This window comes from Conexibacter sp. W3-3-2, assembly GCF_009707605.1.
Lineage (GTDB): Bacteria > Actinomycetota > Thermoleophilia > Solirubrobacterales > Solirubrobacteraceae > Paraconexibacter > Paraconexibacter algicola.
On sequence record NZ_WLYW01000001.1, the window covers coordinates 499097 to 514550 of the forward strand.

16 protein-coding genes are annotated in these 15454 nt (G+C 74.1%); 4 read left to right on the forward strand and 12 right to left on the reverse strand.

The genetic code is table 11. The features are described 5' to 3' along the window. The first annotated feature begins 35 nt into the window (after positions 1–35). Both hflX and dut read left to right on the forward strand, forming a co-directional pair. Positions 36–1355, forward strand: coding sequence for a GTPase HflX (gene hflX / locus GKE82_RS02485; RefSeq protein WP_154732226.1), 1320 nt, complete (start codon positions 36–38; stop codon positions 1353–1355). Next, a complete protein-coding gene (dut, locus tag GKE82_RS02490; protein WP_154732227.1) occupies positions 1352–1795 on the forward strand; it encodes a dUTP diphosphatase in 444 nt (147 codons plus the stop codon). The genes hflX and dut overlap by 4 nt, the downstream gene beginning before the upstream one ends. A 13-nt stretch (positions 1796–1808) precedes the next feature. On the opposite strand, the gene GKE82_RS02495 is transcribed toward dut, so the two are convergent. From GKE82_RS02495 to GKE82_RS02540, 10 genes are all read right to left on the reverse strand, one after another. Then, positions 1809–4571, reverse strand: coding sequence for a class F sortase (locus GKE82_RS02495; protein ID WP_230316368.1), 2763 nt, complete (start codon positions 4569–4571; stop codon positions 1809–1811). 107 nt (positions 4572–4678) lie between these two features. Next, entirely contained in the window at positions 4679–5680 is a 1002-nt protein-coding gene (locus tag GKE82_RS02500) for a glycine betaine ABC transporter substrate-binding protein (RefSeq protein ID WP_154732229.1), read from the reverse strand. Next, positions 5677–6414 carry an ABC transporter permease gene (locus GKE82_RS02505; RefSeq protein WP_107571053.1) on the reverse strand — a complete coding sequence of 246 codons (738 nt, stop codon included), beginning with the start codon at positions 6412–6414 and terminating at the stop codon, positions 5677–5679. The genes GKE82_RS02500 and GKE82_RS02505 overlap by 4 nt, the downstream gene beginning before the upstream one ends. Further along, a complete protein-coding gene (locus GKE82_RS02510; protein ID WP_154732230.1) occupies positions 6411–7118 on the reverse strand; it encodes an ABC transporter permease in 708 nt (235 codons plus the stop codon). The genes GKE82_RS02505 and GKE82_RS02510 overlap by 4 nt, the downstream gene beginning before the upstream one ends. Next, positions 7115–8266, reverse strand: a complete 1152-nt coding sequence (locus GKE82_RS02515; protein WP_309233345.1) for an ABC transporter ATP-binding protein — start codon at positions 8264–8266, stop codon at positions 7115–7117. Before GKE82_RS02515 ends, GKE82_RS02510 begins: the two co-directional genes overlap by 4 nt. A gap of 51 nt (positions 8267–8317) precedes the next feature. After that, positions 8318–9067, reverse strand: a complete 750-nt coding sequence (locus GKE82_RS02520) for a type 1 glutamine amidotransferase (RefSeq protein WP_107571056.1) — start codon at positions 9065–9067, stop codon at positions 8318–8320. Beyond that, the gene (locus GKE82_RS02525) at positions 9060–9803 is read right to left on the reverse strand and encodes a class I SAM-dependent methyltransferase (RefSeq protein WP_107571057.1); all 744 of its coding nucleotides are present in this window, start codon (positions 9801–9803) and stop codon (positions 9060–9062) included. The genes GKE82_RS02520 and GKE82_RS02525 overlap by 8 nt, the downstream gene beginning before the upstream one ends. Continuing rightward, positions 9800–11176 carry a Mur ligase family protein gene (locus GKE82_RS02530; RefSeq protein ID WP_154732231.1) on the reverse strand — a complete coding sequence of 459 codons (1377 nt, stop codon included), beginning with the start codon at positions 11174–11176 and terminating at the stop codon, positions 9800–9802. Before GKE82_RS02530 ends, GKE82_RS02525 begins: the two co-directional genes overlap by 4 nt. Next, positions 11176–12072: a diacylglycerol kinase family protein gene (locus GKE82_RS02535; RefSeq protein ID WP_154732232.1), complete on the reverse strand. Its 897-nt coding sequence runs from the start codon at positions 12070–12072 to the stop codon at positions 11176–11178. Before GKE82_RS02535 ends, GKE82_RS02530 begins: the two co-directional genes overlap by 1 nt. A gap of 9 nt (positions 12073–12081) precedes the next feature. After that, positions 12082–12879 (reverse strand): HAD-IIA family hydrolase, encoded by a 798-nt coding sequence (locus GKE82_RS02540; protein WP_154732233.1) that lies wholly within the window; start codon positions 12877–12879, stop codon positions 12082–12084. A 26-nt stretch (positions 12880–12905) separates the two neighbouring features. Between GKE82_RS02540 and GKE82_RS02545 the strand changes: the two genes are divergently transcribed. Then, a complete protein-coding gene (locus GKE82_RS02545) occupies positions 12906–13634 on the forward strand; it encodes a peptidylprolyl isomerase (protein ID WP_154732234.1) in 729 nt (242 codons plus the stop codon). Between the two features lie 33 nt (positions 13635–13667). Here the strand turns inward: GKE82_RS02545 and GKE82_RS02550 are convergent, their stop codons facing one another. Together GKE82_RS02550 and GKE82_RS02555 are read right to left on the reverse strand one after the other, a co-directional pair. Next, positions 13668–14390 (reverse strand): SOS response-associated peptidase, encoded by a 723-nt coding sequence (locus GKE82_RS02550; RefSeq protein ID WP_309233347.1) that lies wholly within the window; start codon positions 14388–14390, stop codon positions 13668–13670. A gap of 13 nt (positions 14391–14403) precedes the next feature. Further along, complete coding sequence (locus tag GKE82_RS02555) at positions 14404–15012, reverse strand: hypothetical protein (protein WP_107571062.1); 609 nt, start codon at positions 15010–15012, stop codon at positions 14404–14406. Positions 15013–15038: 26 nt separating this feature from the next. Between GKE82_RS02555 and GKE82_RS02560 the strand changes: the two genes are divergently transcribed. Continuing rightward, the gene (locus GKE82_RS02560; RefSeq protein ID WP_154732235.1) at positions 15039–15443 is read left to right on the forward strand and encodes a hypothetical protein; all 405 of its coding nucleotides are present in this window, start codon (positions 15039–15041) and stop codon (positions 15441–15443) included. Positions 15444–15454 lie beyond the last annotated feature (11 nt).

A 15454-nucleotide genomic window follows, 5' to 3' on the forward strand; every position in this document is an offset into this window, starting at 1 on the left:
CGCAGCGCCCGCGCGGTGTGCGACCCTTGGTGGAGATGGAACGCAGTCGCCACGGCCGGACGCAGCAGACCCAGAAGGCGGGGGGTGGGGCGGTCGCGGGCCAGCGGGCCAAGCAGCGCGCCTACTGCATCGCCGCGCTCGAGTCCGGGGACGACCTCTCCGAGCTGCGCGAGCTGCTGCGCACCGCCGGGGTCGCGGTCGTCGGGCAGACCGTCCAGCACCGCGAGGCGCCGCACCCCAACACCTATCTCGGGCCCGGCAAGCTCGAGGAGGTCAAGGCGCTCGCCAAGGCCGCCGACGCGAACGTGATCGTCTGCGACGACGAGCTCACCGCGCGGCAGGAGCGCAACCTCGAGGAGGCGATCGGCATCCCGATCGTCGACCGCACCGCGACGATCCTCGACATCTTCGCCTCGCACGCGAACTCGGCGGAGGGCAAGCTCCAGGTCGAGCTCGCGCAGCTGCAGTACAACATGGCGCGCATGCGGGGTCTGTGGACCCACCTGGAGCGCCTCGGCGGCGTGTCCAGCGGCGGGTTCGCGACCCGTGGCCCGGGCGAGTCCCAGATCGAGACCGACCGTCGGCTCGCCCGCACGCGCATGGCGGCGCTCAAGCGCCGGCTCGAGGAGGTCAAGGGCTCGCGCGCGACGATGCGCGCCGAGCGCGACCGCGCGCACCTGCCGCAGGTCGCCCTGGCCGGCTACACCAACGCGGGCAAGTCGACGCTGCTGAACCGGCTGACCGGGGCGGAGGTCGGCGTCCGCGACCGCCTCTTCCACACCCTCGACCCGACGACCCGCACGACGAAGCTCGGCGGTCGCCCGTACCTCTTCACCGACACCGTCGGGTTCATCCGCAAGCTGCCCCACCAGCTCGTCCAGGCGTTCGGCGCGACGCTCGAGGAGACCGTGCTGGCCGACCTGATCCTCCACGTCGTCGACGGGTCCGTCGAGGAGGAGGAGATGCTCGTCATGCTCGGGGCGGTCGAGGACGTGCTCGAGGAGATCGGGGCCGGGGAGCGCCCGCGCCTGCTCGTGCTGAACAAGGCGGACGCGACGAGCCCCGAGCGGCGCACCGAGCTCGCGCACACCCACCCGGACGCGGTGCTCGTCAGCGCCCGGACCGGCGAGGGCATCGAGGCGCTGACCGAGCGCGTCGCCGAGGAGTTCGAGCGCCGCCTGCGCGACGTCGAGCTGCTGCTGCCCTACAGCGAGGGCGCGCGCCTGGCGGAGCTGCACGAGATCGCCGGGGACCTCGCGCGCGAGGACACCGCCGAGGGCGTCCGCGTCCACGTCCGCCTGCCGGTGACGGTCGCCGAGCGCTACGGCCGCTGGGCCGTGGCGCCGTCCGCATGAACGACGGCGAGCTGCGGGTCCGCCGGCTCGACCCGCGCGCGCAGCTGCCCTCGCGCGCCCACGACGGGGACGCCGGCTACGACCTGCGGGCGCTCGACGCCGGCACGCTCGCCCCCGGCGAGCGGACGCTCGTGCGGACCGGGATCGCGATCGCGCTGCCCCGCGGCCACGCGGGGCTCGTGCTGCCGCGCAGCGGAACCGCGGTACGCCACGGGATCGCCCTGGTGAACGCGCCCGGCCTCGTCGACGAGGGCTACCGCGGCGAGCTGCAGGTGCTGCTGCTGAACACCGACCGCGTCGCCGCCTGGTCGTGGGAGGCGGGGGACCGGATCGCGCAGCTCGTCGTCACGCGCCCGGCCCTGCCGGAGGTCGTCGAGACCACGGAGCTCGACGACACCGCCCGCGGGGCGGGCGGGTTCGGCTCCAGCGGCCTGCGCTGAGACGGGCGAACCGCTACGCGGCGGGGACCGCCGTGACGATCACGTTGTCGCGGTAGTGGCCGCTCTGCTGGTCGAACGGGCCGCCGCAGGTGACGAGCACGAGCCGCTTGGGACCGCCGCGGGTGAAGATGCCGGTCGGCAGCGCCTCCTTGCGGACGGTCCGCACACCGGTGACGCGGTAGGTCCGCTCGCGGCGGTCCTCGGTGCGGACCACGATGCGGGTGCCGCGCCGCGCGCTGCGCAGCGGGTAGAAGGCGCCCGCGCCGCGCTTGGCGCTGTCCACGTGCCCGGCGATGAGGGTCGTGCCGGTCGCGTCACCGGGGGTCGCCCCGTCCCGCCACCAGCCGACCTTCGAGATGTCCTTCGGCACCGCGAGCGCGCCGCTGCCGGTGTCGATCGTCACCGGGCGCACCGCGGTGTCGACGCCGAGCGTGCGGATCGTGATGTGCGTGGGCTTGGGGAGGCTCTGCGCCGCCTTCCCGGTGACGAGGCGACCGGAGCTCGCGACGCGCGGGTCACCGCGGCCGGTGAGGATCAGCGGTGCGACGAGCGAGGTCTCGGCCTCCTCGCCGCAGCGGCCCTGCTCGGCGCTCATCAGCGGCGACGACGCGATCTTCTCGCGGTAGCTGTAGAAGCCGGCCTTCGTCACCTTCACCTTCTCGGAGGTGAACGACCCGTCACCGGGGACGTCGACGGTCCCCTTCCAGAACGGGGTGCCCTCGCAGCTGATCTCGCCGCGGGTCTCGAACGGCCCGAACAGCTCGAGCGTGATCTTCGCGGGCGTCTGGCCGAGCCCGGTGACCTTCAGCGTGTCGAAGATCGACGCGCCGGGCTTGACGACCGCGTTCGAGACGGTGGTCACGACCTCGGGCCTGGCCTTCGTGAGCGTCGTCTCGGCCGCCTCGCCGCAGGCGGTCAGGACGCCCTCGTAGGCCTCGGAGGCGACGATCGACTCGCGGTAGGTGTAGAGCCCGGCCCGCGGCAGCGTCACCGGGGCGGTCGTGTAGGTGCCGTCACCGGCGGCGGCGAACTGGCTCGTGTGGATCGGCGTGCCCGTGCACGTCATGTCCTCGCGCCGCTCGTACGGGCCCCAGAGCTCGACGTTGACGGTCGCGGCGAGCGCGCCGAGGCCGGTGATGACGACCTGGTCGGTGACCTGCGCGCCGGGCGCGGTCTCCTGCGCGCTGATCTGCGTGCGGATCGCGGGCCGGCCGCGCACGATCGTCGTCTCGGACACCTCGGCGCACGGGTGGTCGGCGGCGCGGGTGAACTCGGTGGCCGGGATCGTCTCGCGGTAGGTGTAGTAGCCGGGCTGGGTGAGCGTCACCGGGTCGGTGACGTACTCGCCGTCGGCGGCGGCCGGGAAGCTGCCCGTCCACACCGCGGGGCCGTCGCAGGTGATCTTGTCGCGGGACGGGAAGGGCCCGTAGAGCGCGGCGTTGACCGTGACGGCCTCGCCGGCGAGGCCCTCGACGACGACCGTGTCGGTCACCGCCGCACCGGGGTCGACGGCGGGCGCGGAGACCTGCGTGCGGACCCGCGGCTGGGTCTCGACCTTCACCGACTCCTCGGGCAGCGCGCACGGGGTCGTGAGCCCCTGCACGTCGGGCGTCGAGGGCACCGTCAGCTGGTAGCCGTACCAGCCCGGTCGGGTCAGCGTGGTGGGCGGGGTGGTGGAGTCCCCGTTGCCCGCCTCGTAGGTGTGCGTGGCGACGGGCAGGCCGTCGCAGCTGATCTCCGACTGCCTGCGGGCCGGGCCGTAGAGGCGCACCTCGACCTGCTGGCGCCACGAGGCGGGCGCGCCCGAGATCTTCACGGTGTCACGGCTCTGCTCGCCGACGAGCATCGTCGTCGGGGCGGCAGCCGTCGTGACCGCGACCTTCGCGGGGGCGACGCGCGCGGTGACCGCCCCCGCCACGGTCGCGGACTGGGCGGCGATGAGCCGCTGGCCGCTGCGCTGCGCGGCACCGCGCGTCGGCACGTAGAGCGCGGGGGTGGGGGCAGCGAGCTCCTCGGTGGTCGCGCGGATCTCGAGCTCGTCGGTCGCCTTCGCCGGCGTGAACGCGACGCGGACGTCGCCACGGCTGCCGGTGTCGACCGTGGCGGGCAGGCCGTCGACGCCACGCGTGGCGAGCCGGACGGTGACGCCCGGGACCGCGACCCCGGTGCCGGAGAGCACGCGGACGCGGAGCTTCGTGGCCTTGCCGACGGTCAGGCCGCCGGTGGGGAGCTCCGCCTTGACCGTGTACGGGCCGGCGTAGCGGCGTGCGTCGCGCGCGATCCGTTGCACCTGCCGCTCGACGGCGGGGCCGGCCGCGGCCGGCGAGGCCTCGCCGGGAGCGCCGTCGCCCATCTGCGCGTGGACGTAGAGCATGACCGCCGCCTGGTCGACGACGCTCTGCGTGCGCCCGTAGGCCCAGGTGGCGTACGAGAGGCGGCGCAGCGTCCCGCTGGTGACCGCGTCGCCCTCCCGGTTCTTCAGCCCGGCGGTCGAGCGCTTCTCGTAGCCGAACGCGGCCGACGGGTACCAGAACCGCAGGTCGATGCACCAGGTCGCGCCCTTGACGCCCGGGACGGCGCCGCGGTAGTCGCCGAACCACCGCAGGCCGTAGCGGTAGGTGTCGTACCTGCCGACCCCGAGCGTGTCGCAGACGTTGCGTCCGGCGCGGGAGCAGGGGTCATTCTGGTTGGGCGGCTCGGCCGCGCTGACCGTGGCCGGAACCGTGGCCAGGATCGCGCCGAGGAGCGCCAGGAGGGGGAGCAGGCGTCCGTGCATCACGCCGGGGGTTGTACACCCTTGTACAGACGGCACGCCGCGCCGGGCGAAAACCCCTGCTCAGACGGCGGTGCCTACGTCGGGTGACGTAGGCACCGCCGCGACGGCTACTGCAGGTAGCCGGCCTCGGTCAGGTACGCCTTGGCGACCGCCTCGGGCTTCTCCTTGTCGAGGTCCACGCGGGAGTTGAGCTCCTGCATGACCTCCGCGGTCAGGCCCTCCTGGACCTGCGTGATGACCTTCTCGAAGTCCGGCCCGGCGGCCTTCAGCGTCTCGTCCCGGACCACGAACGTCACGTTGTAGGGCGGGAAGAGGTTCTTGTCGTCCTCGAGCACGAGGAGGTCCTGCGCGGCGATCTGGCCGTCGGTCGTGAAGAGGATCGACGCGTCCGCCTGGCCCTTGGTGAGCACCTCGTGGCGCAGCGCGAGGTCGACCGGCAGGTACTTCTTGAACTTCGCGCCGTAGGTGCGCTCGAGCCCCAGGAGGCAGTCGGTGCGCTGGCGGCACTCGGGCGAGCCCGACATGGTCAGCTCCCCGCTCTTGGCGGCCAGCTGGCTGATCGTGGTGATGCCGAGCTCCTCGGCGCGCTTCTTCGTCATCCCGACCTCGTTGGCGTCGGTGAAGGGCGTCGGCGCCAGCGCGGTCAGGCCGTCCTCGGCGAAGCCCTTCTTCGTCTCCTCGTAGGCGGCCTGCTCGTCCTTGGGGATGTCGTCGGTCTTGACGTCGAAGAACGACGTGAGCGCCGTGCCGGTGTACTCGGGGTACGCGTCGACCTCGCCGCTCTTGACCGACTTGAACGCGATCTGCTCGGAGCCGAGGTTCAGCTCCTTCTTGACCTTGTAGCCCGCGGCCTGGAGCGCCTGCGCGTAGATCTCGCCGAGGATGAACTGCTCGGTGAAGTTCTTCGAGCCGACCGTGATCTCGGGCGTCGAGGCGTTCGCCGGGTTGGAGACGATCGCCTTCGCGGCGGTCGCGCTCTCGGTCGAGGTGGTCCCGCTGGAGGCGGGGGTGGAGCCGTCGTCCTCGTCGTCGCCGCACGCCGAGAACGCCAGGACGGCGACGAGGGCGAGCAGCGCCGCGAGGAGGCGACGCGTGGTGGACGTGTTCATGGGGTGACCGACACCTTCCTGCTGCTGGATGGACGGACCTGCGGCGCGCGGCGATCCGGACTGCGGATGCCGCGCGGGGTGACGCGACGCTGGAGCATCGCGAAGAGGAGCTCGGCGAGGACGGCGAGGACGGCGACCACGATGGCCGCGCCGAGCCGGCCGGCGTCGCCGTAGACCGAGGCGTTGATGATCGGGTCGCCGAGCGTCACGACGCCGGCGAGCGGCGCGATCGTGGCGGTCGCGACGACGTTGATCGCCGAGTTGCGGATGCCGCCGAACATCGTCGGGACGGCGAGGGGCAGCTCGACGCGACGCAGCACCTGCAGCTCGGTGAGGCCCATGCCGCGCGCGGCGTCGACGACGTCGGGCGAGACCTGCCGCACGCCGACGTAGGTGTTGCCGAGGATCGGCGGGATCGCGAGCAGCACGAGCGCGAGCGTGACGTTCGTGAAGCCGACGCCGACGTAGGCGACGAAGAACGCGATCAGCGCGAGGCTCGGGACCGCGCGGCCCGCGTTGGCGATGAACTGCGCGAGGAACGCGCCGCGCCCCGTGTGCCCGATGACGAGGCCGAGCGGGACCGCGACGAGCACCGCCAGCAGCATCGAGACGGCGCTGAGCTCGAGGTGCTTGCCGAGGAGGTCCAGCAGCTGGCTGCCGCCGATCTCCACGCCGCCGGTCTGGGACTCGCGGCTGCGGAAGATGAACTCGATCGCGTCGGCGAAGTCGTTCATGCGGGCACCGCCCGCCGCCAGCGCGTGAGCAGCCGCTCGATCCCGACGAACAGCGCGTCGAACAGCGCCGCGAGCAGCAGGCACAGGCCGCCCGCCACGACGATGTTGCTCTTGAACGTGAGGTCCGCGTAGATCGCGCCGCCCAGGCCGCCGGCGCCGGCGAAGAAGGCGAGCGCGGCGAGTCCCACCGAGGTCGTGGCGGCGACGCGCAGCCCGGCGACGATCTCCGGGACGGCGAGCGGCAGCTCGACCTTCCACAGCACCTGGCGGTCGGTCATCCCCATCCCGGCGGCGGCGTCGCGCGCCTCCTCGGGCACGTTGTCGAGCCCGAGCATGATGTTGCGGAAGATGATCAGCAGCGTGAACGCCGTGAGCGCGATCACGGCGGTGGTGATGCCGCGTCCCGTGACCGGGAGCAGCACGAGGAAGAACGCGAGGCTGGGGATCGTGTAGAGCACCCCGGTCACCGCGGTGATCGGTGCGACGAGCGCGCGACGGCGGTGCGCCAGCAGCGCGAGCCCGAACGCGATCGCGAAGCCGAACAGCACGGCGAGCGCCACGAGCAGGGCGTGCCGCACCGCCGGGTCGACGTAGCTGTCCCAGTTGTCGGCGATCCAGTCCGGGCAGAAGCCGTTGCGGGACTCGCACGTGCCCTGCGAGCGGTCGCGCAGCTGGACCTGCGCGAGCGGGATCGCGAAGGTCACTCGGCGAGCTCCGCCGGGCTGGGGACGGTCGCCGGGGATCCGGCGGCGAGCGCGTGGGAGATGACCTCGACGCTGAGCACGCCGGTGACGCGGCCCTGCGCGTCGACGACGGGGCCGTACTGCGTCTCGTGGGCCAGCAGGTCCGACAGGGCGTCGCGCAGGACGTCGTCCATGTCGAGCACCGGGGTGGCGCGCGAGCGCGGCTCGGCCGCGACGGTGTCGCCCGCGAGCGCGGCGTCGCGCAGCCAGCCGAGCGGGCGGCCGTCCTCATCGACGAGCAGCGGGTAGGGGAGGTCGGAGTCCTCGATCAGCGCGCGCGCCTCGGCGACCGGCTGCCCGACCCGCACGATCGGGGCGCGCCACAGGTCGATGTCGCGGACGCGCTGGAGGGCGAGGCGCTTGAGCGCGCGGTCGGCGCCGACGAAGTCCTCGACGAACGGGCTGGCGGGCGCCATCAGCAGGTCGGCGGGCGTGGCGAACTGGGCGAGGCGGCCGCCCTTCTGGAGGACGGCGACGCGGTCGCCCATCTTGATCGCCTCGTCGATGTCGTGGGTGACGAACACGATCGTCTTGCCGATCTCGCCCTGCAGCCGCAGGAACTCGTTCTGCAGCCGCTCGCGGTTGATCGGGTCGATCGCGCCGAACGGCTCGTCCATGAGCATCAGCGGCGGGTCGGCCGCGAGCGCGCGCGCGACGCCGACCCGCTGGCGCTGGCCGCCGGAGAGCTGCGCGGGGTAGCGGTCGCGCATCTCCGCGGGGTCGAGCCCGATGAGCTCGAGCAGCTCCTCGACGCGCGCCGCGATGCGCGCGCGGTCCCAGCCCAGGAGCTTCGGGACGGTCGCGATGTTCTCGCCGACCGTCTGGTGCGGGAACAGGCCGATCTGCTGGATCGCGTACCCGATCTCGCGGCGCAGCTGGGCGGGCTCGCGGTCGAGGATCGAGCGGCCGTCGAGGAGGATGTCGCCGCCGGTCGGCTCGATCATCCGGTTGACGAGCCGCATCGCGGTCGTCTTGCCGCAGCCGGACGGGCCCACGAGCACGCAGATCTCGCCCGCGGGCACCTCGAGGCTGAGGTCCTCGATCGCCGCCTCGGCCGCCCCGGGGTAGCGCTTGCTGACGTTGCGGAGCTCGAGGGTCGCGGCAGGCACGAATCCAACCCTACCCACCGGTCCGGTGGTGATTCCTGCGCGAGACGTCGCTCAGACGCCCGCGGCGCGGCGCGCGGAGGCGTGCGCGGCGTCCTCGAGCGTGTCGTCGAGGGCCGCCAGCGGCTCCTCGATGCCCAGGGCGCGGGCGACGAGCCAGTCGGCGAACCACACGTTCTTGGGCAGCAGCGGACCGTGCAGGTAGGTGCCGACGACCGCGTGCCCGTGGAGGATCCCTTCGTGCCCGCTCGTGCCGGTGTTGCCGTGGCCCTTGAGGACGCGGCCGAGCGGGGTCGCGGCCGGGCCGAGGTGCGTGCGGCCCCCGTGGTTCTCGAACCCGGCGAGCACGCGGCGGCCGCCGATCCCGCCGGCGGGGGGCAGGTCGACCTCGATCGCGACGTTCCCGATGAGCCGCTCGCCGTCGTGGCGGACGGTGTGCAGGTCGACGAGCCCGACGCCGGGGATCTCCTCCTCGCCGAGCTCGTAGGAGCGCCCGAGCAGCTGGTAGCCGCCGCAGACCGCGAGGATCGCGCCGCCGCGCGCGGCGTGGGCGTGGACCGCGTCGCGCTTGTGCGTGGCGAGGTCCTCGGCGACGAGCTGCTGGTCGCGGTCCTGCCCGCCGCCCAGGTAGAGGAGGTCGTGGCCGTCGGGGTCGATCTCGTCGCCGTGCCCGGCGCCGGTGAGCGTGAAGCCGATCCCCCGCCAGGCGCAGCGCTGCTGCAGCAGCAGCAGGTTGCCGCGGTCGGCGTAGATGTTCATGAGGTCGGGGAAGAGCGCGCAGACGCGCAGGGTCCGGTCAGCCACGGAGCACCACCACGGTGGAGCCGACGTACTCGTCGGTCTGGGGGATCGCGCGGTGCGGCAGCGGCTCGTAGCCGTGCTCGCGGGCCTCGGCGGCCAGCTCGTCGGGCGTGACGCGGTGCAGCACGACGGTGTTCGCGACGACGGCGCGGCGGCCGGCCCCGTCGACGGTCTCGCGGATGCGGTCGATCGCGAGGCGGTCGCCGAGGTCGCGCACGCGGACCGGCCGGCTGGCGTAGACGACGCCGCCGAGCTCGCGCATGTCCGGCAGCGGCGGCTCGGTGTGCTCCTCGTCGTAGGCGTCCATGGCGTCGGCGAGCGCGATCGCGACCGTGCCGCCAGGGGCGAGCACGGCGCGCGTGCTGGCGAGGAACCCGGCGCGCGCGGCCCGGCCGGGCAGCAGCTGCAGCGTCTGCATCGGCACCAGCACGAGGTGGAACGGCGGGCGGTCGGGCAGCGCGTAGGCGCTCGCGTCCGCCGCGACCGTCGGGATGCCGCCGCGGCGCTCGCGCAGGGCGGCGAGGAGCACCGGGTCGAGGTCCAGGGCGGTGACGTCGACGCCGTGGCGGGCGAGGTCGACGCTCACGCGGCCGGTGCCCGCCCCGACGTCCAGCACCGGGCCGCGGGCGGCGCTCGCCAGCTCGCGCCACAGCGGCAGGTCGATGTCGTAGCCGCCGCACTCCAGGTCGTGCCAGAGCACGACGAGCGCGTCGCCGGTGAGCGGGGTGGCGGCGGTCATCCGAAGCTGCTCCCGGCGACGCCGCGGCGCACGAGCTCCTCGCGCAGCGCGAGCATCGCCGTGTAGGTGGGGAGGGCGAAGAGGCGGCCCTCGCCGCCGTCCAGGGCCGCGTCGAGGCCGGCGGCGAGCCCGTCGACGACCGTGATGCGGTCGGTCGGGACCCCGGCGTACTTCAGCCGCAGCGCCATCTCGGGTGCGCGGGTGCCCGAGCAGGTGGCGCGCCGCACGCGCGGGGCCAGGACCTCGAAGTCGGCGTCCCAGATCCAGCTGACGTCGCGGCCGTCGGCGATGTTGTCGTTGAGCACGGCGAAGAGGTCGTGCTCGCCGTCCTCGAGCGCGAGCGTGTGGAGGACCTCGTTGGCGCCCGCGGGGTTCTTCACGAGCATGAGCGTGGTCTCGCGGCCCGCGATCGTGACGGTCTCGGCGCGGCCGAACGCGGCGCCGACGGCCTCCAGCCCGGCGACGACGTCGGCGAGCGGCGCGCCCAGCGCGCCGGCGAGCGCGGCGGCGGCGAGCGCGTTGTAGACGTTGTAGAGGCCGGGGAGCGGCAGCGCGACGGACGCCTCGCCCTCGGGGGTGACGAGCCGGAAGCTCGCGCCGCGCACGCCGCGCAGCACGACGTCGTGCGCGGTGACGGTGGGCGCCGGCCGGGCAGCCCCGCAGCGCTCGCAGCGGTAGTGGCCGAGGTGCCCGAGGAAGACGACGTCGTAGACGTACGCGGCGCCGCAGGTGCGGCAGTGGGTGGAGTCCGAGGCGTGCTGCAGGGTCTCGCGGGCCACCGCGGTGTCCTGCACGCCGAAGTACGTGACGCCGTCGGCGCGGGGCCGCCCGAGGTCGGCGACGAGCGGGTCGTCGGCGTTGAGGACGAGCGTCGTGTCGGGGACGGTGGTGACGAGCGTCGCCCAGCGGTCGGCGATGGTGTCGAGCTCGCCGTAGCGGTCGAGCTGGTCGCGGAACAGGTTGGCGAGCAGCAGCGCGCGCGGGCGCAGCTGCGGGACGACCCGGTCGAGCCAGAACTCGTCGACCTCGAACAGGCCGGTGTCGCCGTCCAGGCCGCCGCGGGTGGCCGCGCCCATGAGGGTCGCCGCGATGCCCCCGGCCATGTTCGCCCCGGCGCGGTTGTGGACGAGCCGGGCGCCGCCGTGCTCGAGGATCGACGCGACCATCGCGGCCGTGGTGGTCTTGCCGTTGGTGGCGGAGATGACGGCGCTGCCGTGCGGCAGGCGGGCCGCGAGACGGCCGATCGCGTCGGGCTGCAACCGCATCAGGACCTTGCCCGGCAGGCTCGTGCCGCCGCCCCGCCCGGCGCGGCGCGACACGGCCCCGGCGGCGCGGGCCACCGCGATCTTCGCGTCGAGTGCGCGGCCCGCCATCAGCGCGGGCCCTCGGGCAGGAGCACCTTCAGCGCGGCGGGGACGGCGCGCACGACGACGGGCAGCTCGCCGATCGGGTCGCCGTCGGCGTAGACGGTGAAGGGCCGGTCGGCGCTGATGCGGATCTCGCGGCCGCGGACGACGTCGACGCTCGGCTCGTCGACGTGGGTGCCCTTGAAGACCTTCGGCAGCGAGGCGGCGAAGCGGCGCTTGGGGATGTCCGCGGTGGTGACGACGTCGAGCAGGCCGTCGCGCAGGCTCGCCCCGGGCGCGAGGAACATGCCGCCACCGTAGGCGCTGGCGTTCGCGGCGGCGACGCTCCAGCCGCTGAACGTGCGGGTGGCACCGTCGACCTCGATCGTGAAGCGGGCGGGCTTCCAGGCGGCGAGGGCGCGCAGGGCGCCGTAGACGTAGACGAGGTTGCCGAGCCGTGCCGGGGCCTCGTTGGCGATGCGGTTGGCGTCGGAGTCGAACCCCAGCGAGGCGATGCCGATGAACGTGCGGCCGTCGACGTCGCCGACGTCGAGGTCGCGCTCGACGCCGTGGGCGAGGACGTCGCAGGCGGCGACCGGGTCCTGCGGGATGCCGCTGGAGCGGCAGAAGTCGTTGCCGCGGCCGCCAGGGACGACGCCGAGCACCGCGCCGTCGACGCCGCGCAGCGCCCCGGCGAGCGCGCCGACGAGCCCGTCGCCGCTGAGCGCGACCGCGACCTCGCCGGCCTGTGCGGCCGCACGGGCGAGCTCGGCGCCGTGCTCGAGGCTGCGCGTCGGCTCGGTGCGGAAGGGCACGCCGAGCTCGCGCAGCCGCGCCTCCACACGGGGCAGCGCCTTGAGTGCGCGGCCGCCACCGGAGGACGGGTTGACGATGAGCGCGACGCGGCGGTCCACGGACGGCATCTTGGCGGATCAGCCGCCGAGCACGAGATCCGCGAGCGTCGCGGCGACCGCGACGGGCGGCGGGTCGGCGGCGGCCGCCTGCGCGGCGGTCGTGACGCCGGAGAGCACGATCGCCCCGTCGATCCCGGCGGCGTGCGCGCCGTCGAGGTCGCTGTCCAGGCGGTCCCCGACCATCAGCGCGCGCCCGGGGCCGAGCCGGTCCAGGGCGGTGCGGAAAATGCCGGGGTCGGGCTTGCCGACCATCTCGGCCGTGACCTCGGCCGCGTACTCGAGGAACGCGGCGACCGCCCCGGTGCCGGGCCACGGGCCGTCGGGGGTGGGGAAGGTGCGGTCGCGGCCGCCGCTGAGCAGGTCGGCGCCCTCGAGCAGCGCCTGCGTGGCGCCCTTGAGCTCCTCGAAGGCGAGGTCCTTCGTGCCGGTGGCGACGACGACGTCGGCGACCGCCGCCTCCTCGGTGCCGTTGACGATCCGCGCGCCCGCGTCCTGGACGTGGCGCCAGATGGCGGGCGGGCCGATGACGTAGGCGGTCCGCCACTGCGGCCGGTCGGCGACGAGGAACTGCACGGCGGTCCCGACGGTGACGATCTCCTCGACCGACGCGCGGATCCCGGAGCGCCACAGCGAGCGCACGAGGTCCTCCGGCGTGTGCTCGGTCGCGTTGGTGACGAACGCGATCCGCTTGCCGGCGGCGCGGAGGGCGTCGATCGCCTCGGGGGCGCGCGGGGTCGGCTCGCGGCCGATCCGCACGCAGCCGTCGAGATCGAGCAGCACGTGGTCGTAGCCGCGCAGGAGGGGGGAGAGGCTCACGGTCGAGGACGGTATCCTCGGCGGCCGTGCGCCGACTCCTGATCGCCCTGCTCATCGTGCCGACCCTGGCCCTCGCGGCCTGCGGGGACGACGGCACCGTCGAGGAGGGCGACGCGGGCACCACCAGCACGGCGGCGCAGACGACGGCGACCGCGGACGCCACCGCGACGCCGGAGGCGGAGTCCGCCTCGGCGCTGCCCGAGGGCTGCACCGACGTCGACGCGCCGCAGCCCAAGGGCGAGCAGTCGCTCGACGCGCCGAAGGACCGGCTCGACGCCGGGAAGACGTACACGGTGACGTTCACGACGAACTGCGGCGCGTTCGACGTGCGGCTCGACGTGCGCGGCGCGCCGAAGACGAGCGCCTCGATCGCCGCGCTGGTGAAGGACGGCTTCTACGACGGCCTGACCTTCCACCGGATCGTGCCGGGCTTCGTCATCCAGGGCGGCGATCCGCTCGGCGACGGCCAGGGCGGCCCGGGCTACAGCGTCGTGGAGGCGCCGAAGTCCTCGGCGCGGTACACGAAGGGCGTGGTGGCGATGGCCAAGACGCAGATCGAGGACCCGGGCACGTCGGGCAGCCAGTTCTTCGTGGTCAGCGGTGACGACGCCGGGCTGCCGCCGGACTACGCGGTGCTCGGCAAGGTCACCAAGGGCCTGGGCGTCGTGACGCGGATCGAGAGCGTCCCGGTCGGTCCGGGCGACGTGCCGCTGGCGCCGGTCGTGATCTCGAAGGCGACCCTGAAGGTCTCCTAGCCGCCCTCCGCGGGCGGCGCTACGCGACGGACCTCAGAAGAGGCTGTCGGCGGGCTGCTGCGGCGGCGGGTCCAGGCAGTCCGGTGCGTCGTGCCGGGCGTCGTTGACGGCGAAGCCGACCGGGCGCGCCGCCGTCTGCGGCGCCGGGAGCGGGGCGAGCAGCTCGTGCAGCACCGGCGCCGGGGTGCCGTGGTCCAGCCAGGTGCGCTCGGCCTCCCGGGAGGGCAGGATCACGGGCATGCGGTCGTGGATGTCGGCGATCCGCGGGTTGGCGGTGGTGGTGATGATCGTGCAGCTGCGCAGCGGCTCGAGCTCGGGATCGGCGCCCGCGGGACGCCAGGTCGCCCACAGGCCGGCGAACGCGAACGGCTCGCCGTCGGCGCGGGTGATGTGGAACGGCTGCTTGCGGGATCCGGCGTCGGAGGGGTCGGGTGGCCGCCACTCGTAGAACCCGTCGGCGAGGATCAGGCAGCGTCGCTGCGCGAAGCCGTCGCGGAAGGCAGGCTTGTCGGCGACGCTCTCGGCCCGCGCGTTGATCATCCGGGCGCCGATCTTCGGGTCCTTGGCCCAGAACGGGACGAGCCCCCAGCGCAGCACGGAGCCGCGCGGGGTGCCCTCGCGGTCGGTGGTCACGGCGACGACGTCGTCGGTCGGCGCCACGTTGAAGCGCCGACGGATCTCGATGTCGCTCGCGACCGCGAAGCGCTCCCACAGGAGCGCCGGGTTGGTCGCGGCGAGCGTGTAGCGCCCGCACACGGTCGGCGGGGCGCTACCCGTTGCCGGCGGCCCGGGCCGCCAGCGCCTTCTTCTGCCGCTTGCGGCCGAAGAACGTCAGCCCGCCGAGGATCAGGGCGATGATCACGAGGCCGAGGAAGAACGCCCCGGCGGTCGAGATGCCGCCGAACGCGAGGCCGACGAGCTTGGCGAGCAGGAAGCCGATCGTCAGCAGCACGACGACGAGCAGGATGAGCAGGAAGATCCCGCGGATCCGGGCGCTGCGCGGGGCGCCGGGGGGCGGGGCGAGCAGGCCGGCGATGCGCAGCAGGAAGAGCTGGCGGCTGGACGGGGCCTGCTGGCCGAGCTTCTCCATCGCGGCCTTCAGGTCGTCGGGGCGGCGCTCGGCCATCGCGATCGACGCGTCGGCCATCCGGCGTAGCTGCATGCGCTCCTGGGGGCGCGCGGCGGCGACGGCCTTGCGGAAGTACTCGCGGGCGGCGACCGGGTCGTAGCGCTCGGCGGCGCGGGCGCCGAGGATCGCGAGCGCGGCGGAGCGGTACTTCTGCTCGCGCAGCAGCTCGTCGTCCGTCTTGGACTCGAGCGCCTGCATCTGGGCGATGGGGCTCTTCTGCTCCATGCGGACCTGTCGCTGCTTGGCCATGGACCGCAATCTACACTTGCGCGCCCATGACGCTCCCGCGCTCCGTCCTCGCCCTGCTCGCCGCGCTGCTGACGCTGGCGGTGGCCGTCCCGGCCGCGTCCGGGCAGTCCAACCCGTTCACGCCGCCGGCGCCGCTGGTGGCGCCCGAGGAGGCGACGCCCGTGCCCGCCCCGGTCCCGGAGGACGACGACGGGCTCGAGACGTGGCAGCAGGCGCTGATCTTCCTGGGCGGCTTCGCGCTCCTGGCGGGGATCGCGGTGGCGATCGTGGTCGACGCGCGGCGTCGTCGTCCGGTCACCGAGGAGGAGCTGCGGCCGAGCCGGGCGGCGCAGGGGGATGCCGAGCACCGGCGCGCGGAGCACCGCAAGCGCAAGGGCAAGCAGAAGACGCAGCGCGCGGCACGGAAGAAGAACCGGCCGAAGCGGAAGTAGGTGCGCAGTCA